The organism is Corynebacterium sp. 32222D000AT (assembly GCF_053546955.1).
On the sequence record NZ_JBPPVW010000005.1, the window covers coordinates 20246 to 39608 of the forward strand.

Sequence of the window (19363 nt, forward strand, 5' to 3'; positions counted from 1 at the left end):
CAGAATGATCACAGCCGAACCCACAGCCCGGATCTGCGCTCCGAACTTGTCATTTAGGGCGCTATCCACAGATCCCACAGCGGTTACTACTACTGCTACTTTAAATTTCTAGAGATCCAACAAAACTAGGGTGTGTGAAAAAGTCCGGCCCTGGCTCGCCTCGCCCGCCGAGACGGCCCGGACTAGAATGACAAAATGTCGTTCAACCCGCGGATCGAGCGCGGGTAGTGATCGGGTAAGTTGGAAGCACTTACATAATTCGCGAATTTCTAGGAGCTAGACCCACCATGGATGATTCCTCTTCCGTGTCATTCCGCGTGGCCAAGGACGACCTGTCCAGCGCAGTCGCCTGGGTTGCTCGCAACCTGCCGACCAAGGTCACGCAGCCTGTCCTGCGCGCTATGCTGATCACCGCTGACGAGCAGGGACTGGAACTTACCGGCTTTGATTACGAGGTATCCACGCGCGTGCGGATCCCGGCGGAAGTGGAAAACCCCGGCCGAATTGCCGTTGCCGGCAAGCTGATCGCTGAGATTGTGGCTAACCTGCCCAACCAGCCGGTGGATCTGCGCCTGGATGGCAACAAGGTTTTGCTGACCTGTAGCTCCTCCCGCTTCGAGCTGCCGCTGATCCCCCTGGATGACTACCCGCAGCTGCCGACGCTGCCGGAGGTCACCGGCACCATCAACCCGCAGCTCTTCGTGGACGCGATCTTCCAGGTCGCCTCTGCTGCCGGTAAGGATGACACCCTGCCCATGCTCACGGGCGTGCACATGGACATCCAGGGCAAAACCATTCACCTCACCGCCACGGACCGTTTCCGCCTGGCCATGCGCACGGTGGAATGGGAGCCGGAGGATGACAGCATCGAGGCCAAGCTCTTGGTCCCCGCGAAGACCCTCCAGGACAACGCCCGCACGCTGGACACCAGCCTGAACACCCCGGTCGAGATCGCCGTGGGTACCGGCGAGAACATCGGCGGCGACGGCCTGTTCGGCCTGCACGCCGACAGCCGGGAGACCACCACGCGCATGCTGGACGCGGACTTCCCGAACGTCGCCCCGCTGCTGCCCAAGACCCACACGGCGATGGCCTCCATCGAGATCGGTCCGCTGCAGGAAGCCATCCGGCGCGTGTCCCTGCTGACGGAGCGCAACGCGCAGATCCGCATGCAGTTCACCTCCGGCCAGGTGATCCTGTCCGCCGGCGGTTCGGATTCCGGTACCGCAGAGGAAACCCTGCCGTGTGCCTTCTCCGGCGTTCCGGAGCTCATCATCGCGTTCAACCCGAGCTACCTGAAGGATGGCCTGGGCGTGGTGCACACCGACCGCGTGGTCTTCGGCTTCACTGAGCCGTCCCGGCCGGCCATTATGATCCCGGAACCCGAAAACATGCCGGAGGCAGACGCAGACGGTAATTTCCCGACCCCGGAGACCGACTTCACCTACCTGCTTATGCCGGTTCGCCTGCCCGGTTAAACAGAAAGCGGGGTGCGTCTAACGCATGTATATTCGCGATCTGGATCTGCGGGACTACCGTTCCTGGCCCAACCTGCACTTACAGCTCGAGCCGGGGATCACCCTGTTCGTGGGCCGCAACGGTTTCGGCAAGACGAATATCGTGGAGGCGGTGGGCTATACCGCCCACCTGTCTTCGCACCGCGTTAACCACGACGCCCCGCTCATCCGCCAGGGCGCCCAGAATTCGCGCGTCTCCATCACCGCGGTCAACCAGGGCCGGGAGCTCACCACGCACCTGCTGCTCAAGCCCCATGCCGCGAACCAGGCCCAGATCAACCGCACCCGCCTGAACTCGCCCCGCGAGCTGTTGGGCGTGGTCAAGACCGTGCTCTTTTGCCCGGAGGACCTGGCCTTGGTCCGCGGCGAGCCGGCCGAGCGCCGGGCCTACTTGGACACCATCATCGCCTCACGCACCCCGCGGTTAGCCGGGGTCAAGGCGGATTACGACAAGGTGCTCAAGCAACGCAACGCCTTGCTGAAGTCGGCATCGCCGGCCCTGCGCCGCGGCTACCAGGACGACGAAGGAGCCTCGGCGCTTTCCACCTTGGACGTGTGGGACGGGCAGTTGGCGCACCTGGGCGCCCAGGTGATTGCCGCCCGTCTCGAGCTTGTCGATGCCCTCTCCGAGCTCATCCCCGCCGCTTACGCGGGGCTGGCTCCCGAGTCGCGCCCGGCGGAGATTAGCTACAAGTCCACGATCGACACCAGCGACCGCGAGGTCTTAGAAGCCGTGCTGCTGGCGGAGCTGGGCAACGCTCGCAACCGGGAGATTGAACGCGGGATTTCCCTGGTCGGGCCGCACCGCGACGATCTCGTCCTGAACCTGGGACCGCAGCCGGCCAAGGGCTTCGCCAGCCACGGCGAGACCTGGTCGTACACCATCGCCCTGCGCTTGGCGGAGTTCAACCTGCTGCGCCAGGAGGGAAGCGACCCGGTGCTGATCCTGGACGATGTCTTTGCCGAGCTGGATGCGAAGCGGCGCCAGAAGCTCGTGCACCTAGCCAGCGACGCCGAACAGGTACTCATCACCGCCGCGGTGGACGAGGACCTGCCGGACAACCTCGAGACCATCCACCGCTACGAGGTCACTGTGCGCGATACCGACGAGGGCCGAATCTCGGAAATCTCTGCGGAAGATGATTCCGCGGACGCCCCGGAGGAGCAGTAGTGGCGCGCTGGGTAGAACGCGAAGAATTTGATCCCGATGACCCGGTCAGTGAGTTCTTCCACCGCATTCGCCTGACGGCCAAGAACCCGCCCAAGCTGGCTCGCCGGGCCCGCAAGCTGCGGATGGAACCCGGCCGCGAGGACCTTTCGGTACCCGGCATCGCCGGCAAGCTGTTGGGAAACTCAAAGAAGCGTGAACAATGCGACGCGGATGAGGAGACCCAGGACACCGGCGACGAGCGGGATATTCACTCGATTTCCTCGCTCAAGCGGTATACCGAGATAGACAATTACCAGGGCTATCAGGAGGGCCGCCCCAGCGGCGCCGACGGCCGCCGGGTGGCACGCTCCATCGGCGTCCCCAGCCTCGGCATGGCGCTGGGCCGCGAGATCATCGAGCGCGGGTGGCAGCAGGACCTGGCCCATGGCTGGATCATGGGGCACTGGGCCCTGCTGGTCGGAGAGCGCATCGCCGCGCACACCCGGCCGGAGAAGATTGATGGGCAGACGGTCTATATCCAGACCGATAACTCCAACTGGGCCACGGAGCTGCGCTACCTGCAGCATCAGATCATCAAGCGAATCGCCGAGACCATCGGCCCCGACGTCGTCACCGAGCTGAAGATCGTAGGCCCCAAGCAACACCGCAACTACCAGGGCCGGATGTGGGTCAAACCTCAAGGCTCCCAAGACACCTACGGCTAAATTAGCCCTTAAAAGGCGGTTTTAAGGCGTGGTAGCTGGCCTTCGGTAGGGGACCACAGTGTAGAATGATGAAGGTCTTAAAACTAGCTATAGCCAAAAGGAGAACGTAGTTCCGTGGCTGAACAACCAGCATATGATGCCGGATCAATTACGATCCTGGAAGGTCTCGAGGCAGTTCGCAAACGCCCGGGCATGTACATCGGTTCCACCGGCATACGCGGCCTGCACCACCTGATCTGGGAGGTCGTGGACAACTCGGTCGATGAGGCGATGGCAGGTTACGCCACCAAGGTAACCGTGCGCCTGCTCAAGGACGGCGGGGTAGAGGTCATCGATGATGGCCGCGGTATCCCGGTTTCCATGCACGCTTCCGGCGCGCCCACCGTGCAGGTGGTCATGACCCAGCTGCACGCGGGCGGCAAGTTCGACTCGGATTCCTACGCGGTTTCCGGCGGCCTGCACGGCGTGGGTATCTCCGTGGTCAACGCGCTGTCCACACGCGTGGAGGCGGAGATCAAGCGCGACGGGAAGCACTGGTACCAGAACTTCGTCAACGCCATCCCGGAGGACCTGGTCGAGGGCGGCAACGCCCGCGGGACCGGCACCACCGTCCGCTTCTGGGCGGATCCGGAGATCTTCGAAACCACCGACTACGACTACGACACGATCGCGCGTCGCCTGCAGGAGATGGCCTTCCTGAACAAGGGCCTGACCATCGAGCTGGTGGACGAGCGCGTGACCCAGGAGCAGCTCGAGCTCGAGGCCATCGCCGAGGCCGAGTCCGGGGAGTCGCAGCTGGATGCCGCCTCCTTCGACGACGCCGACATCAACGAGGATCCGGCCGACCCGGAATCCGCCGAGGAGCAGGCGGAGGACAAGCCGAAGAAGAAGCTGCAGAAGAAGGCCACGTTCTACTACCCCGAGGGGCTGGTGGACTACGTGAAGTTCCTCAACAAGACCAAGACTGCGATCCACCCGACCATCGTCAGCTTCGACGCCATGGGTGAGGATCACGAGGTCGAGGTCGCGCTGCAGTGGAACCAGGGCTACAAGGAGTCCGTCCACACCTTCGCGAACACGATTAACACCTACGAGGGCGGTACTCACGAGGAGGGCTTCCGCGCGGCGCTGACCTCCCTGATGAACCGTTACGCCAAGGAGCACAAACTGCTCAAGGAAAAGGACGGCAACCTCTCCGGCGAAGACTGCCGTGAGGGCCTGGCCGCGGTCATCTCCGTCAAGGTCGGCGACCCGCAGTTCGAGGGCCAGACCAAGACCAAGCTGGGTAACTCCGAGATCAAGGGCTTCGTGCAGCGCGCGGTCAACGAGCACGTCAACGACTGGTTCGACGCCAACCCGGCGGAGGCCAAGGCCATCATCAACAAGGCCGTCTCCTCGGCGCACGCGCGCCAGGCCGCCCGCAAGGCCCGCGAGATGGTCCGCCGCAAGTCCGCCACCGACCTGGGCGGCCTGCCCGGCAAGCTGGCGGATTGCCGCTCCAAGGACCCGAAGATTTCGGAGCTCTACATCGTGGAGGGCGACTCCGCAGGTGGTTCCGCTAAGGCCGGCCGTGACTCCCTCTACCAGGCGATCCTGCCGCTGCGCGGCAAGATCCTGAACGTGGAGAAGGCCCGCATGGACAAGGTGCTCAAAAACGCCGAGGTCCAGGCCATCATCACCGCGCTGGGCACGGGTATCCACGAGGAATTCGATATCTCCAAGCTGCGGTACCACAAGATCGTGCTGATGGCCGACGCGGATGTCGACGGCCAGCACATCGCCACGCTGCTGCTGACCCTGCTGTTCCGCTTCATGCCGCAGCTGGTTGAGGAAGGCCACGTCTACCTGGCTAACCCGCCGCTCTACAAGCTGAAGTGGTCCAAGGGCACCCCGGGTTACGCCTTCTCCGACGACGAGCGCGACGAGCAGCTTCAGGAGGGCCTGAACGCCGGCCGCAAGATCAACAAGGACGACGGCATCCAGCGCTACAAGGGCCTGGGCGAGATGAACGCCAAGGAGCTGTGGGAGACCACCCTGGATCCGACGACCCGCATCCTGCGCCGCGTGGATCTGGAAGACGCCCAGCGCGCCGACGAGCTGTTCTCCATCCTCATGGGCGATGACGTTTCGGCTCGCCGTTCGTTTATCACCCGCCGCGCCAAGGACGTCCGTTTCCTCGACGTCTAAGGAGGCCAACGGCAGTGGGAGTGCTACTCCTGCTGCCGTTTTTGCGTTTGCAGGTGCTGGTGGGACTTTTAGGTGGCGCGTTTAGTGGTGACGCAACCACAACAGCACGGCTTTGACGCGGCGGTTGTCGTCCTGGGGGCTAAAGCCCAGTTTCATGAAGACGTTGGCCACGTGTTTGCTGACGGCACCGGCGGTAAGCACGAGGCGCTGTTGGATTTCGCCGTTGCTCAAGCCTTGTGCCATGAGTTCTAGGACCTCTGTCTCCCGCGGGGTGAGGTTGGCTATACCGGAGCGACGCGATTGCAGAAGTGAAGAAATGACCTCGGGATCCACGGCGATTCCACCACCTACTACCTCGCCCAGGGTACGGTTTAGTTCAGCTACGTCCGCGATACGTTCTTTCAGCAGGTATCCGAACCCGCCGTGCTCGAGCAGGGAGTCGAGGTAGCTGGCGGCAACGTACTGGGACAAAACCACCACAGGCAGGTTACCCGCCCCGGTAGCCTCCCATTCACTCCGCAGGTCGTGAGCAGCGCGCAATCCGTCGTCCCTGTGTTCCGGGGGCATGCGAACATCCGTGACCACGATATCCGGTTGGACCAGGTGGACCTGTTGTTTGAGCTGGTCGGCATCGTTAGCGGTATGCACCTCGTGCCCGAGTGCAGACAAGAGCTCACGGAGACCCTCGCGCAAAAGGGCAGAGTCTTCCGCTAACACGATAGTCAATGGCCGAGTAGTGGAATCGCTCTTAGTCATCTTTTCGCTCCTGCAGGTTGCGATAGGGCACGGTGAGTTCGAGGCGTGCCCCACCCAGCCGGACATCGGGCAGTAGAGTCAACGTACCGTGCAGGTCAGCCGCCCGTTCCCGCAGTCCCACTAGACCGGTGCCGGAGGTGCTCGGGGTGGCCGGCGGACCTTGACCATCGTCCGCGATGGAGACGCGGACAGAGTCTGCCATCCATTCGACGCGCACCGCCACACGCTGGGCTTTACCGTGCTTCGTGGCATTGGTTAACGCTTCGGCCACGCAGTGGTAGGCCAGCAGCGCCGAGGTAGCGTCTAGCCCACGTTCGCGGCCGGAAAAGGAGCGTGTCGTATCCAGGCCGCTATGCACCAGCAACTCGTCGATAGCAGCCTGCAGGCCCTCATCGTAAAGGACTTGGGGCGAGATCCCGCGAACCGTGGCGCGGAGGCTCGCCAGGGCCTCAGCCGCATTATGCCGCGCGGAGCGCAGAGCCTTCTCGGGGTCGCGGTCAGACTCTAACGCCAGCTCTAGGGTGGAGAGATTCAACTGCAGCGCAGTCAGGTATTGCTGCGGGCCATCGTGCAGCTCCCGCTCTATGCGCTGGCGCTCGCCGTCGAAAGCGTCGATGACGGTCGCGCGCGAGGCGAGAAGCGAGTCCACTTCCTGTTGATTCGGGCTGAGCAGGACTGACGTGGCTTTGACGGACAGACCGGTGATAGCCCAGCTCCCGTAGAGCAGGACGATAAACAAGACTATCCCTAGCGGCCAGCACGCCGCGGCGACCAGGACCGGGTTGTCGGTCGACCAGAATCCCACGTCAAACTGGCTATCGATGGAGCTTACAAAGATGAACGGCATGGCAAACAGCAACGGGATGAAAAGCACCGCGGCAAACCACATAATCACACTGACGGCGGCCAGCAGAATTTGAATTACCAGATGGATAAGCTGCGGGCCGTTGATCATCCCCCTGGTTGGCCGGGGAGCAATATCAATTCCCATTACCCCCGCGCACGCCCGACCGAGCGCCGCTACCGCGCGTCCGACAAGCGGGAGCCAGGGCAGCAGCACTAAAGAGCACAGCATCATCGGCAGCGCGGCAAGCGCCAGGCCAAAGCTAATCCCCATCGCGCGCCACGTACACCCGCTCGCGACGAGTTTCCACGGCGCGGGCCGAAATCCGGCGAAGACTGATGATTGGTCCATAATGCTTAGACAGCTTATTAGGTCTTGACCGCTGGCACAGTAGAGCTAGCTCCCCAACAATCACGCCACCCAGCGCCCTGTTTAATCCGGCTGCCGCGGAGTGAACTTGTAACCATGCAGAAGACAACGAAGTCCCAGGCGGATGCGTCACCTGGGCTACACGCAAGGACAGTAACCAAGAAATTCGGGTCGCAGATGGTTTTTCAGAACCTCGACCTCGACATTGCCCCGGGTGAGTTCGTGGCCGTGATCGGGCCGTCTGGCTCCGGCAAAACCACGCTGCTCAACCTACTGTCGGGATTGGATACCCCGACCAGCGGCGACATCAATGCCCCGAGCCGCCGGCAACGTGCCTTCATTTTCCAGGATTACAACCTCCTCGAGGCGCTTAACGCACGACACAACGCGGAGTTGACTAGCCGTCTCATCGGTCGGAAGGTGAGTAAGGCGGTCGTCGACCGCACATTCCGGCTGCTGGGTATAGAAAGCCTGAAAGAACGCTTACCGCATCAACTATCGGGCGGGCAGCAGCAGCGGGTAGCCGTTGCCCGAGCGGTCATCGCGGAAGTCCCCTATATCTTTGCTGATGAGCCCACCGGAGCCCTCGACGATACGAGTGCGTCCGCGGTCTTGGATTGTTTAGGACAAGCTGCTCAGCAGGGCAGCACCGTAGTGATGGTGACTCACTCTCAGGCAGCCGCTGCACGGGCCGACCGGATCATCGATTTGGGGAGGGTGTCAGCATGGGACGTGGAATAGCCTATGTCTTATACAGTGAATTCGTCGCTAGCGCTTGGTCCTGGGTGGCGGTCGCGGTGTCCATGGCGATGGGAGGATTAAGCGCTGCACTAGCCCTGTTGCTCTTGGATGCCGGCGGTGATGAGGCTGGTGCCCTGGGCGGCAGCATCTTGGGGATGGCGGTACTGGTGATTGTGGCAGTGAGCTTCTCGCAGCTTCGGCTGATTATCACCGAGCGGGCATATACCTTTGCGCGTTGGAAGCTTAGCGGGATGCCAGGATGGCTGGTTTTTGTACTGTTAGGCGTGCTCATCATGGCGGTGTGCCTCCTCGGGCCTTTCCTAGGCGCTCAGCAGGCCCACTGGTTTGTCGAGCCCGCGCTGGAGCAATTACGTGCCGATGGAATTCCGCTCGGTAACCCTTCCGAAGACTTTCCCGCGGAAGCTATTGCTACGTGGGTCTGCGCTGGTGCGGGCATCGTCGGAGGGTGGTTGCCGCTATGGCGGGTCTCACGGAGAGAGCCGGCTCGTGTCCCGCCGTTCCCGGAAACGGAGGCTGGCCCGTGGGCGAAAGCCTGGCGGGTCGGTCGGACGGTTATCGCCTACGGCCTGTTGGCCGCCTTAATCTATCCGGCCGTAGCTAGGAAGATCACTGAGCCGGACGAGGTGATGTCCTGGGGCATGGGCCTGATTATGGCCTTCGTCGTCTTCGGGGGATGGTTGGTACCGCCCCTCATACAGCTGACCCGCGCGGGACGGCTGGCCGGGCCTTTGGCACAGGTCGCGGCAGCCAACCTGCGGGCCCGGGTGCGCTTTGCAGCCCCGCAGATCGTGCCGTGGGTATTGGTCGGCACGTTGTTTTTCGGCGTCGGTTCGGCGCTGCGGATCGGGGGAGCAGAGCAGGGCGCAAGCTATAGCAGCCCCGGCGTCTTTGTCGTCGTCCTAGCCCCGGTGCTGGGCCCCGCGCTCGTTGCGGCCTGCGTCACCCCGTTGTTGCTGCGACGACGGGCCCGGCGAGACTCCCGCGGATTGTTCCTATCTGGGGCAAGCCGGAGGCAGCAACTACTGCTTCAGATGTGGGAAGCAACATTTCTTACAGTCGTGGCGGCTAGTGCCTTTGTGGCGCTGGGCATTGCCATTGTGGCGCCTCTCCACGCCGCCCTGGGCCACGGCTTTTTCCCGCCCGGATGGTGGAGCCAGCTGTGGTGGTCCCCCGTCCTCATCGTCGTCGCCGCCATGTTCCTGGTGACCACAGCGATGAAGATTGCGGTGAGCCGCGCGTCTAACCCAGGTTGCGCTGCAGGATCTGTCCCATGTCGGTGACGTAGGGCTCCAGCAGGCCGGCGGCCTTGCCCCGCAGGCTCTGGTAGGCCTTGGCGAGGGTGGCGTTGTTGACCTTCTCAGCGTGTTGGTCGGCCACGGCCAGCAGGCTGTCGGTGACTTGCTGGCTGCGCGGGGCCAGGAAGACGCCGAAGTCGTCGGAGTTGCTACCGGAAAACTCCTGCCAGTAGCCCTCCAGCTCGCCCAGCACGTCGGGCAGCAGCCGGTCGATGGCCTGGGCCAAGACGTTGGGGCGGACCTTCGTGGCCGCCTTGAGGGCGGCCTTCAAGGCGAAGCCGCTTATGCCGGTCTGGCTATCGATGATCTTGTCCGCCAGCTTTTCCAGGTCGGAGACGGTGGAGTTCCGGCGGGGTTCTTTGAGCAGGGGAGAGAGATTGGTTGCGGTCATAGAAGATCAATCTACCGGTTGCTCCCGAGCGCGCAGGAAGACGCGCGCGCTGAGCTCAGCGAAATCCTCGTTGCCGGTGCTCAGCGCCGGGAAGGCGCGCAGGCAGGTGCGCAAGGCCCGGGCGGCGGTCAGGTCAGAGGCGTGCACGGCGATGCCGTCGATGTGGGCGTGGGCGGCCGCTGAGGCCGCGGCCAGTGCCGCGAAATTGCTCACGCGAGCCGCCGGGTGCAGACGCTGGTATTCGCGGGCCACGAGCAGCAGCTGTTCCGGGCTCATCGGGCGGACCGGATTTCGGATTCCAGCTGGGCGCGGCCGGGCAGCAACGAGCGGGCGAGGTCTTGGATGGCGGCATCGTTAAGCGTGCGGGCGGCCGCCAAAGTCACGGCGCGGACGACGGCCTCGTGTTTGGAGGTGCCCCACGCGGACGCCAGCAGGGTCAGCGCGTGGTCTAGATCGGGGGATAGTCGCAAGGTCATGGCCATGCCCGAAATGGTATCACCGTGATACCAGATATGACCTTTTCGGGATATTCTGGGCCCGTGAATGCCCGTCTGCGCCTTTGTCCCAGTACAATAGGTGGTTATGAGTGACAACAATAAAGAAGATTTCGATCGGATTTTTCCGATTGATATTAACCAGGAGATGGAGTCGAGTTATATCGACTACGCCATGTCCGTCATCGTCGGCCGTGCCCTCCCGGAGGTCCGCGACGGCCTGAAGCCGGTGCACCGCCGCATCCTCTACGCGATGTTCGACTCCGGCTACCGCCCGGAGCGCGGCTACGTGAAGTCCGCCCGCCCGGTCTCTGACACCATGGGCCAGTTCCACCCCCACGGCGACTCCGCCATTTACGACACCTTGGTCCGCCTGGCGCAGTCCTGGAACATGCGCTACCCGCTGGTTGACGGCCAGGGCAACTTCGGTTCCCGCGGCAACGACGGCCCGGCCGCCATGCGTTACACCGAGTGTAAGATGACGCCGCTGGCCATGGAGATGGTCCGCGATATCCGCGAAAACACCGTCGACTTCTCCCCGAACTACGACGGTAAGACCTCGGAGCCGGACGTTTTGCCGTCCCGCGTGCCGAACCTGCTGATGAACGGCTCCGGCGGTATCGCCGTCGGCATGGCCACCAACATCCCGCCGCACAACCTTAATGAGCTGGCCGAGGCCATCTACTGGCTGCTGGACAACCCGAACGCCAGCGAGGAAGAAGCCCTGGCCGCCTGCATGGAACGCGTGAAGGGCCCGGATTTCCCGACCGCCGGCCTGATTGTGGGCGACAACGGCATCAAGGACGCCTACACCACCGGCCGCGGTTCCATCCGCATGCGCGGCGTGACCAGCATCGAGGAGCACGGCTCCCGCCAGACCATCGTTATTACCGAGCTGCCCTACCAGGTCAACCCGGATAACCTCATCTCCAACGTCGCGGAGTCCGTGGCCAACGGCAAGATCGCCGGCATCTCCAAGATTGAGGACGAGTCCTCCGACCGCGTGGGCATGCGCATTGTCGTCACCCTCAAGCGCGACGCCGTGGCTCGCGTGGTCCTCAACAACCTCTACAAGCACTCCCAGCTGCAGACCTCCTTCGGCGCCAACATGCTCTCCATCGTCGACGGCGTGCCGCGCACCCTGCGCCTGGATCAAATGCTGTCCTACTACGTGGCCCACCAGATCGAGGTCATCGTCCGGCGTACCCAGTTCCGCCTGGACGAGGCCGAGAAGCGCGCCCACATCCTGCGCGGCCTGGTCAAGGCCCTCGACATGCTGGACGAGGTCATCGCCCTCATCCGCCGCAGTCCCACCGTGGACGAGGCCCGCGAGGGCCTGAAGTCCCTGCTGGACGTGGACGACGTCCAGGCGGACGCCATCCTGGCCATGCAGCTGCGCCGCCTGGCCGCCCTGGAGCGCCAGAAGATCGTCGACGAATTGGCCGAGATCGAAGAAGTCATCGCCGACCTGAAGGACATCCTGGCCAACGAGACCCGCCAGCGCCAGATCGTGCACGACGAGCTCGCCGAGATCGTGGAAAAGTATGGCGACGATCGCCGCACTCAGATCGTTGCCGCGACCGGCGACGTCACGGACGAAGACCTCATCGCCCGCGAAAACGTCGTGGTCACCATCACCGGCACCGGCTACGCCAAGCGCACCAAGGTGGATTCCTACAAGGCCCAGAAGCGCGGCGGCAAGGGCGTGCGCGGCGCGGAGCTGAAGCAGGACGACATCGTCAAGAACTTCTTCATCTGCTCCACCCACGACTGGATCCTGTTCTTCACCAACTTCGGCCGGGTCTACCGCCTCAAGGCCTACGAGCTGCCGGAGGCCGGCCGCGCCGCCCGCGGCCAGCACGTGGCCAACCTGCTGGAGTTCCAGCCGGAGGAAAAGATCGCCCAGATCATCCAAATCCAGTCCTACGAGGACGCCCCGTACCTGGTGCTGGCCACCCAGCAGGGCCGGGTTAAGAAGTCCCGCCTGACCGACTACGAGTCGGCGCGCTCGGCCGGTCTTATCGCCATCAACCTGAACGAGGGCGACGCGCTGATCGGCGCGTCCCTGGTGGGCGAAGGCGACGACATCCTGCTCACCTCGGAGCAGGGCCAGGCAATTCGCTTTACCGCCGACGACGACCAGTTGCGCCCGATGGGTCGCGCGACCGCCGGTGTGAAGGGCATGCGCTTCAAGGGCGACGACCAGCTGCTGTCCATGTCCGTCGTCCACGACGGCGAGTTCCTGCTGGTGGCCACCTCCGGCGGCTACGGCAAGCGCACCGCCATCGAGGAATACACCCCGCAGGGCCGCGGCGGCATGGGCGTGATGACCTTCAAGTACAACCCGAAGCGCGGCAAGCTCATCGCCGCCATCTCGGTGGATGAGGAAGACGAGATCTTCGCCATCACCTCCGCCGGCGGCGTGGTCCGTACCGAGGTCAACCAGATTCGCCCGTCCTCGCGCGCTACTATGGGCGTGCGCCTGGTCAACCTGGCCGACGGCGTGGAGCTTTTGGCCATCGACCGCAACGTCGAAGAAAGCGGCGAAGAAGAAGCCAAAGCAGTAGCTAAGGGCGAAAAGACCGTGGAAGACGTGCAGGCCGAACAGCTCAAGGCGAACGATTCCGCCAAGGACGAGGAGTAATACATGGCACGACGGGAAGTAACGCTTTCGCGCATCGTACCGGTCTCCGCCTTCAAGGTTGGCATGGCGATGGCCCTGGTCGGGCTCATCGCCTGGTTGCTGGCCGTGACCCTGCTCTACTTCGGCATGGCTGCCGCCGGCATCTGGGACTCGGTCAACGCGCTGGTCGGTGACGTGGGCGGTGATTTTCATGTCACCTTCGGCGTAGTCTTTTCCGCCAGCGCCCTCGTGGGCGCCATCATGGCTATCTTGGTAGCCATTTTCGTTCCGGTGATAGCGATTATCTACAACGCCATCGCGGAGCTTTTCGGTGGGTTTACTTGCGACTTCGATGACTAGGTAAACTTTCCGTGAATACCCTCTTTGACCTGGCGATTTGCTAAAGGTTGAAGGGGGTATGTAAAGTTCATAGTCGTTCCACACAGGGGCCTATAGCTCAGTCGGTTAGAGCGCATCGCTGATAACGATGAGGTCGCTGGTTCGATTCCAGCTAGGCCCACCACGGAACATGGGGCATTAGCTCAATTGGTAGAGCACCTGCTTTGCAAGCAGGAGGTCAGGAGTTCGATTCTCCTATGCTCCACAATCACCACAAACGCCAGGCGAATCCGCCTGGCGTTTTTTCTTTCCCTGCCCGGTCCCGAGGATCGTACTAGTCTGGTGTTCACCGATTAATGAAAACCTTATGCCGTGCGCGGCAGAGAGTGCAGGAAAAATAATTATGGCCGAGTTCTATTTCAACCACCCGTTTGCCGAGACCAAGCTGCGGGTGGAAGCGCCCGCCGGCTCCCGTTATGTGGTGGTCTCCCAGCGCAGCGACCAGGATCTGGAGATCCTGGATACCTTCGACGATTACGACGCCGCCCGCGAACTAGTCATGCGCACTCTCCAGGACGCCGCCAACCACATCGATGAGATGGGCTACGGCGAAGACGTCAAGGTCACCCACATGCGCTTGAAGCCGATTCCCGAATTCGCCTAAAGCCGCAGCTGGGCGCCCCGATTTTTAGGCACCGGCCCCACCGGAGTACGCTTTAAAGACATAATGGGGCTATAGCTCAGTTGGTAGAGCGTCGCGTTCGCAATGCGAAGGTCAGGGGTTCGATTCCCCTTAGCTCCACTACCGCGCAGGACCTGGCACCGGAAACGTTGTTTTCCGGGGGTCAGGTCCTTATTTTTGTCCTCGCCTCCCACCTGTTTGGGGCGCTTCGGGTGGCGGCGCTGACAAATATATTCGCTTCAGCTTTTAAGCGTTGTGTTTCCCGACTACAATACGGTGCATGAACGAAGAACCGCAGTGGCTCGACGAGGAAGAGCTGGAAGCCTTCATGTCCCTCATGGCCGTCAACATCCGGCTGACTGCTGTCCTCGACGCCCAGCTGCGGGAGGACGCGGGACTGAGCTTCTTCGATTACACGGTGATGTCGCGGCTGTCGGAGGCCCCCGAGCGCCGCATGCGCATGCGGGAGCTGGCGATCACGGCCAACGGCTCCCTGTCGCGCCTGAGCCAGGTGGTCACCCGGCTGGAGAAGAAGGGCTGGGTCGAGCGTTTCCCGGATCCCAACGACGGGCGCACCACCTTTGCCAAGCTCACCGATCCCGGCTGGGACAAGGTCGTCGCCAGCGCCCCGGGGCACGCCCGCCAGGCCCGGACGGTGGTCGCGGACAAGCTCACCCGCTCCCAGATCCGCACCATGACGCAGGTTAACAACCGCATTATTAAGGCCATCGAGGAAGACCCCCGCTTCGGCGGGCGCTTCTAGGCCGGGTAGCCGCGCCGGCGGGACACGCTTTTATCCCACGGGATCCAGAAGCGGAACGGCGCCTGCTGGTTCTTCGAAATTCCAATCCGCGGCCCGGCCACCCATTCGGGCTCGGCCGCGCGGGGCTCCAGCTCGACGGGGGAGGAGTTGTCCGCGAGCGTGAAGCCCAGGGCCTGGCCGAGGTTGCCCGGACCGCGCGCGAGGTTATAGAAATCGGTCTCGCCGCGGCGGGAATAGGCCAGTTCTGTGCCGGCGACCACCTCGCCGGCGCGCAGCAGGCAACCCTGGCCGGTGCCTTCCGGTGCGCAGACGATGTTGCCGTTGCGGTGGATGCCGTAGGAGGCGTAGACGTACAGCCTGCCCGGCGGGCCGAACATGGTCGCGTTCCGCGGGGTCTTGCCGCGAAAGGTGTGCGCTGCGGGGTCCTCGGTGCCCAGGTAGGCCTCGACCTCGGTGAGCCGGACCGCCACGCCGCCGAAGTGAAAGATACAGCCCAGAAGCTGCGGGGCGACCACGTCGGCGGGGGCGGAAAAATCAATCATGGCCCCAGACTAATAGCGGCTAGTAGACCTCGATCGAGCGGATGTGGTTGCCCAGGCCCTTGCGGGTAAAGACCGTGCGGGCGCTGGTGGGGTCGTTGGCCGCGCCCATCGCCAGCAGCAGCGGGACGTAGTGGTCGGCGGTGGGGTGGGCAATCCGCGCGCCCGGGCCCTGGTGCAGGTAGTCGGTCAGGGCGTCCACGTTGCCGGAGTGGATGTTGGCCGCGGCCCACTCGTCGAAGGCGTCGAGGTGGCCGGAGAGCTCGGGGTTGCGGAAGACCGCGAAGGAGTGGGTCATGTAGCCGCTGCCGATGACCAGGATGCCCTCCGCGCGCAGCGGGCGCAGCTTCTCGCCCAGGTCCAGCAGGTCCTGCGGGTTTAGGCTGGGCATGGAGACTTGGACGACGGGCACGTCGCCGGCCGGGTACATGGCCATCAGCGGGATAAAGGCGCCGTGGTCCAAGCCGCGATCGGCGAACTGGTGGACGGGCTGGTAACCCAGCAGGCCCGCGACGCGCTGGGCGAGCTCGCCGGCGTCCGGGGTGGGGTAGCGCAGGGTGAAGTACTCCGGGTCGAAGCCGGAGAAGTCGTAGAAGAGCGGGGCGTCGGCCGCCGTGGCGTTGATGGCCACTGGCGCGTTTTCCCAGTGCGCGGAGACCACCACGATGGCCCGCGGCTTCGGCAGGGAGCGCGACCAGTCGTAGAGGTCGTTCATCCAGCCGTGGTTGCCCAGCGCCGGCGGGGCGCCGTGGCTAATGAACAGGGCAGGAAGGGGGCCGTCGGCCGGCTCCCACCGGCGGTGCAGGTGGGTCTCGGGGAGGGCGCGTTCGCGCAGATCGTAGATGGCGCCGGCCGGCCGGGCGGGGTTGAATTCTTCGGCGAGGGTGGGCATGGGGACTCTCCTTTACTTAAAGCGTAAAGTAAGTCTAGCCCACGAATACTTAATCTGTAAAGCGTTTGACGAGAACCAGGTGGCCGTTGCGCTCGCCCTCGTGCTCAAAGCCCAGGTACTGGTAGAGCCGGTGGGCGCGGGGGTTGTCCGGATCCACCGCCAGGGAGATGCCGGGAGTGCCCAGTTTGCGGGCCAGCTCGGTGGCGGCTTGGATGAGCGAGGTGCCAATTCCTTGGCCCTTGTAGCGGCCCTCCACCGCGAGCGCGAGCTCCGGGATGCCCTCCTCGGCGTGGCCGAAGCCGTGGCTCTCCTCCGTGCCCCACATCAGCCAGACACCCCCGGCCGGGACACAGGCGTCCCAGGCGATGAACCCGCCCTCGTTCGGGTTCCACGCCGCTACGTAGTACTCGTAATCCTTATCGAAATGCTCAGAGATCTCGCCGAATTCGTCCCCGAAAGTGTCGGTCAGGAAATTCAGGCGCGCGATGTAGGTGCGATCCGATTCCTGGGTCGCACGCAGCTCGATCTGCAGCTGGTCAGAGTTCTGGTTTAGCTTGTCATCCTGTGTCTGAGAGTCCATGCGCGCCATTGTAGGCCGCGCTAGGCCAGGTGGTAGTTGGCCACCTCGTGGCCAGCGAATTCGCGGGCCACCCCGGACTCGTCCACGGAGCGGAACACGGTGTCGTTCTCAATCGCGAAACGCAGGTTTTCCACCCGGTTAGACGGATCCCCGACTATCGGCCCCGCGGTAAAATAAAAAGTCTCCCCGTTAGTAAGCTTTACCGTCAAAGATTCAATACTCATGTAGTTGAAGCTCCTTGCTCCCGACCGATCGAAGTGCACTACGTTGTTCTCCATAAATTTACGTTGTTCTCCATAAATTACTGTCCGGGGCGCTAAAGAATCTAATTAGAAGGTCCGAATGAGATCTATGCAATAAAGAAGCCACCCCCGAAAGTAAGTACAACCATGTACTCCACTTCGCGGGGGTGGCGGAAGCCGCGGGGGTGAGGGGAGGACTAGTCCTCGTCCTCGCGCAGGCGGTGCTTGCCCTCGTTATCCGAGTCGTCGGTCAGGCGGGCGGTGTCCTCTTCCGGGCGCTCAGCGGTCTCTGCCTGGTGGTTAGCCAGCTGGGCGTCCAGGGAGCCGAGCAGCTCCTCGTCGCGGTCGACCACGCCTTCTTCCACCTGGGTGGACACCGGCTTCTCCGTGGTCGAGGTGTAGACCAGCGTGGAGCCGGCGGTCTTCTCGTTGCCGCCGAATTCCTCGACGCGCGGCGGCTGCTCCGACGGGGTGTCGTTGCGGCGCAGCCAGTAGTAGACGCCGCCGCCGATAGCGGCCACCGCGGCCACGACCGCCGCGATCGGCCAGAACGCGGAGCGCTGCTGCTTCTTCTGCTTCTTGGCGGCCTGCTTGCGGGCCTTCTTGGCGGCCTTGGTGGCCTTCTTGCGGGAGTCCTGGGCGCGGCGCTCCAGCTGGTCGGCCTTCTTCTGGGACTTCTTGCGGGCCTCGGTGGCGGACTTGCGCAGGTTGGCGGTGGCGGTCTCGGTCTTATCCTTGGCCTTATCCTGGGCGTCGTTCGCCTGGGACTTAATGTCCTCGAGGGCGCGCTCCAGGCGGGCGTGGGCGGCCTGGGTCACGCGGCCGGCTTCCTTGCGGGACTCGGGGAACCAGTCCTGGGTGTGGTTGTCCACCTTGTCCGCGGCCTCCTCCAGAGCGTCGTAAGCCTGGCGGGCCTTTTCGTCCCGGAATTCAGCGAACTGGTTCCACAGGGACGAACCGACTCGGTAGGCCACGTTCAAGCTGCCAAGATTCATGGTTTCTCCTAGGTAAAGGTTTATTAATCGTTCTTATTCCAGCCTAGTCCAGCGTAGTTAACTTTTGGGTGGGGCGGCAATAGGAGGGGGCGAGACCACAGCCGGAGGTAGACCGCTTGGTTCATTTCGGGCCCCGTTTTATTCACCTGAAAATCGGAAATTGCTACAGGTAGTGCGGTTTTAAAGGTATTACGTTTGAAAAGGGCTGGTGCGAAAAATGAACAGCTTGGTACATTTCTCGCTAAGCAAACGCCCACTACCAGCAGAGGAGGTCGCCGTGGTACCCCGGATATCCGCTTCCGCGCCACTAGACCAAAACGAACTGCAGGTCTACCCGGCGCCGGCGCCCCAGCGCACCGCGCTCTCCTTCGAAGTCATCCCGCCCCGCCACGACGCGGATGCCGCCAAGGTCAACGGCCTGCTCGAAGTCTTGAGCTCCTACCGCCCCGACTACATCGCGGTCACCAGTTCCCAGCGCTCCGGGTGGCTGCGCGGCACCGCCGCCTTCATCGAGCGCATCGCCCAACGCACCCAGATGCGCCCGCTCGCGCACCTGGCCTGCACCGCCGGCACCCGCGCGGAGCTCATCGACTGGATCGACACGCTTGTCGATGCCGGCGTGCGCGGGCTGCTGGCCCTGCGCGGCGACCTCGCCCCGGGGCAGACGAGCCTGCCGGCGGGCTACCTGCCGCACGCCGACGACCTGGTGCGGCTGGTCCGCGAGTGGGAGCAGTCCCAGGCCGCCCGCTTCGCCGCCGGGCGCCTGGCCGTGGGCGTGGCCTGCTACCCGCAGGGGCACGCCGAATCCCGCAACGCCGACGAGGACATCGACGTCCTGCTGACCAAGCAGCGCTGCGGCGCCGACTTCGCCATCACCCAGCTCTTCTTCGACGCGGACGATTACCACCGCTTCGCCGAGCGCGCCCACCTGGCCGGGGTGAACATCCCGCTTATCCCGGGCATCATGCCCATGACCAGCGCCAAGCGTCTGGCGCGCATGGGCGAGCTCACCGGCCTGCCCGTTCCGGCGTCCGTCGTTAACCGCCTGGCCCAGGCGCGGGATCCGGCCGAGGAGCACGAGATCGGCCTGGAGCTGACCGCCCAGCTGGCCCGCGAGGTCTTGGCCGGGGGCGCGGGTGGGTTGCACGTCTATACCCACAACAACGCCGCCGTGACCCAGGACCTGCTGGACCGGGTGGGCATCGCCGCCGCTTAAAC

General features: G+C 63.6%; 21 protein-coding genes and 3 tRNA genes. 14 read left to right on the plus strand and 10 right to left on the minus strand.

Annotated features, from left to right (window positions below):
- The first annotated feature begins 287 nt into the window (after positions 1-287).
- From dnaN to gyrB, 4 genes are all read left to right on the plus strand, one after another.
- The gene (gene dnaN, locus ACEE23_RS04110) at positions 288-1478 is read left to right on the plus strand and encodes a DNA polymerase III subunit beta (RefSeq protein WP_448871349.1); all 1191 of its coding nucleotides are present in this window, start codon (positions 288-290) and stop codon (positions 1476-1478) included.
- A gap of 25 nt (positions 1479-1503) precedes the next feature.
- On the plus strand, positions 1504-2688 hold the full coding sequence (recF, locus tag ACEE23_RS04115) for a DNA replication/repair protein RecF (protein ID WP_448871347.1): 1185 nt from the start codon (positions 1504-1506) through the stop codon (positions 2686-2688).
- On the plus strand, positions 2688-3392 hold the full coding sequence (locus ACEE23_RS04120; protein WP_368520643.1) for a DciA family protein: 705 nt from the start codon (positions 2688-2690) through the stop codon (positions 3390-3392). The genes recF and ACEE23_RS04120 overlap by 1 nt, the downstream gene beginning before the upstream one ends.
- A 114-nt stretch (positions 3393-3506) precedes the next feature.
- On the plus strand, positions 3507-5579 hold the full coding sequence (gene gyrB, locus ACEE23_RS04125) for a DNA topoisomerase (ATP-hydrolyzing) subunit B (protein ID WP_368520642.1): 2073 nt from the start codon (positions 3507-3509) through the stop codon (positions 5577-5579).
- An 81-nt stretch (positions 5580-5660) separates the two neighbouring features.
- Here the strand turns inward: gyrB and ACEE23_RS04130 are convergent, their stop codons facing one another.
- Both ACEE23_RS04130 and ACEE23_RS04135 read right to left on the minus strand, forming a co-directional pair.
- Complete coding sequence (locus ACEE23_RS04130) at positions 5661-6305, minus strand: response regulator (RefSeq protein ID WP_448871344.1); 645 nt, start codon at positions 6303-6305, stop codon at positions 5661-5663.
- Between the two features lie 22 nt (positions 6306-6327).
- A complete protein-coding gene (locus ACEE23_RS04135; protein WP_448871342.1) occupies positions 6328-7530 on the minus strand; it encodes a sensor histidine kinase in 1203 nt (400 codons plus the stop codon).
- A 195-nt stretch (positions 7531-7725) separates the two neighbouring features.
- On the opposite strand from ACEE23_RS04135, the gene ACEE23_RS04140 reads away from it, so the two are divergent.
- Positions 7726-8289, plus strand: a complete 564-nt coding sequence (locus ACEE23_RS04140; RefSeq protein WP_448873538.1) for an ABC transporter ATP-binding protein — start codon at positions 7726-7728, stop codon at positions 8287-8289.
- Positions 8290-8393: 104 nt separating this feature from the next.
- Positions 8394-9590 (plus strand): hypothetical protein, encoded by a 1197-nt coding sequence (locus tag ACEE23_RS04145; protein ID WP_448871338.1) that lies wholly within the window; start codon positions 8394-8396, stop codon positions 9588-9590.
- On the opposite strand, the gene ACEE23_RS04150 is transcribed toward ACEE23_RS04145, so the two are convergent.
- Genes ACEE23_RS04150 through ACEE23_RS04160 form a run of 3 tightly spaced genes read right to left on the minus strand, consistent with a single transcriptional unit; the run spans position 9550 to position 10478 of the window.
- Complete coding sequence (locus tag ACEE23_RS04150) at positions 9550-9996, minus strand: DUF6918 family protein (protein WP_368520641.1); 447 nt, start codon at positions 9994-9996, stop codon at positions 9550-9552. The genes ACEE23_RS04145 and ACEE23_RS04150 overlap by 41 nt on opposite strands.
- 6 nt (positions 9997-10002) lie before the next feature.
- Positions 10003-10272 (minus strand): cell filamentation protein Fic, encoded by a 270-nt coding sequence (locus tag ACEE23_RS04155; RefSeq protein ID WP_368521636.1) that lies wholly within the window; start codon positions 10270-10272, stop codon positions 10003-10005.
- Positions 10269-10478, minus strand: a complete 210-nt coding sequence (locus ACEE23_RS04160) for a CopG family transcriptional regulator (protein WP_368520639.1) — start codon at positions 10476-10478, stop codon at positions 10269-10271. The genes ACEE23_RS04155 and ACEE23_RS04160 overlap by 4 nt, the downstream gene beginning before the upstream one ends.
- A gap of 100 nt (positions 10479-10578) precedes the next feature.
- Between ACEE23_RS04160 and gyrA the strand changes: the two genes are divergently transcribed.
- From gyrA to ACEE23_RS04195, 7 genes are all read left to right on the plus strand, one after another.
- On the plus strand, positions 10579-13134 hold the full coding sequence (gyrA, locus tag ACEE23_RS04165; protein ID WP_368520638.1) for a DNA gyrase subunit A: 2556 nt from the start codon (positions 10579-10581) through the stop codon (positions 13132-13134).
- A 3-nt stretch (positions 13135-13137) separates the two neighbouring features.
- Positions 13138-13473 (plus strand): DUF3566 domain-containing protein, encoded by a 336-nt coding sequence (locus ACEE23_RS04170; protein ID WP_368520637.1) that lies wholly within the window; start codon positions 13138-13140, stop codon positions 13471-13473.
- An 86-nt stretch (positions 13474-13559) separates the two neighbouring features.
- Positions 13560-13636, plus strand: a tRNA-Ile gene (locus ACEE23_RS04175).
- A gap of 8 nt (positions 13637-13644) precedes the next feature.
- A tRNA-Ala gene (locus tag ACEE23_RS04180) sits at positions 13645-13717 on the plus strand.
- A gap of 138 nt (positions 13718-13855) precedes the next feature.
- Complete coding sequence (locus tag ACEE23_RS04185) at positions 13856-14116, plus strand: hypothetical protein (protein ID WP_368521638.1); 261 nt, start codon at positions 13856-13858, stop codon at positions 14114-14116.
- Between the two features lie 65 nt (positions 14117-14181).
- A tRNA-Ala gene (locus ACEE23_RS04190) sits at positions 14182-14254 on the plus strand.
- Between the two features lie 160 nt (positions 14255-14414).
- Positions 14415-14897: a MarR family winged helix-turn-helix transcriptional regulator gene (locus ACEE23_RS04195; protein WP_368520635.1), complete on the plus strand. Its 483-nt coding sequence runs from the start codon at positions 14415-14417 to the stop codon at positions 14895-14897.
- Here ACEE23_RS04195 and ACEE23_RS04200 read toward each other — a convergent pair.
- The 5 genes from ACEE23_RS04200 to ACEE23_RS04220 form a co-directional block, all read right to left on the minus strand.
- Positions 14894-15439, minus strand: a complete 546-nt coding sequence (locus tag ACEE23_RS04200) for a DNA-3-methyladenine glycosylase (protein WP_368520634.1) — start codon at positions 15437-15439, stop codon at positions 14894-14896. The two genes, ACEE23_RS04195 and ACEE23_RS04200, sit on opposite strands and share 4 nt — an antisense overlap.
- A 19-nt stretch (positions 15440-15458) precedes the next feature.
- Complete coding sequence (locus tag ACEE23_RS04205; protein WP_448871333.1) at positions 15459-16328, minus strand: DODA-type extradiol aromatic ring-opening family dioxygenase; 870 nt, start codon at positions 16326-16328, stop codon at positions 15459-15461.
- Positions 16329-16377: 49 nt separating this feature from the next.
- Complete coding sequence (locus ACEE23_RS04210; RefSeq protein ID WP_368520632.1) at positions 16378-16908, minus strand: GNAT family N-acetyltransferase; 531 nt, start codon at positions 16906-16908, stop codon at positions 16378-16380.
- 20 nt (positions 16909-16928) lie between these two features.
- Positions 16929-17132, minus strand: coding sequence for a hypothetical protein (locus tag ACEE23_RS04215; protein WP_070767849.1), 204 nt, complete (start codon positions 17130-17132; stop codon positions 16929-16931).
- Between the two features lie 215 nt (positions 17133-17347).
- Positions 17348-18145 carry a hypothetical protein gene (locus tag ACEE23_RS04220; protein ID WP_448871331.1) on the minus strand — a complete coding sequence of 266 codons (798 nt, stop codon included), beginning with the start codon at positions 18143-18145 and terminating at the stop codon, positions 17348-17350.
- A gap of 277 nt (positions 18146-18422) precedes the next feature.
- Between ACEE23_RS04220 and ACEE23_RS04225 the strand changes: the two genes are divergently transcribed.
- Entirely contained in the window at positions 18423-19361 is a 939-nt protein-coding gene (locus ACEE23_RS04225) for a methylenetetrahydrofolate reductase (RefSeq protein ID WP_368520630.1), read from the plus strand.
- Positions 19362-19363 lie beyond the last annotated feature (2 nt).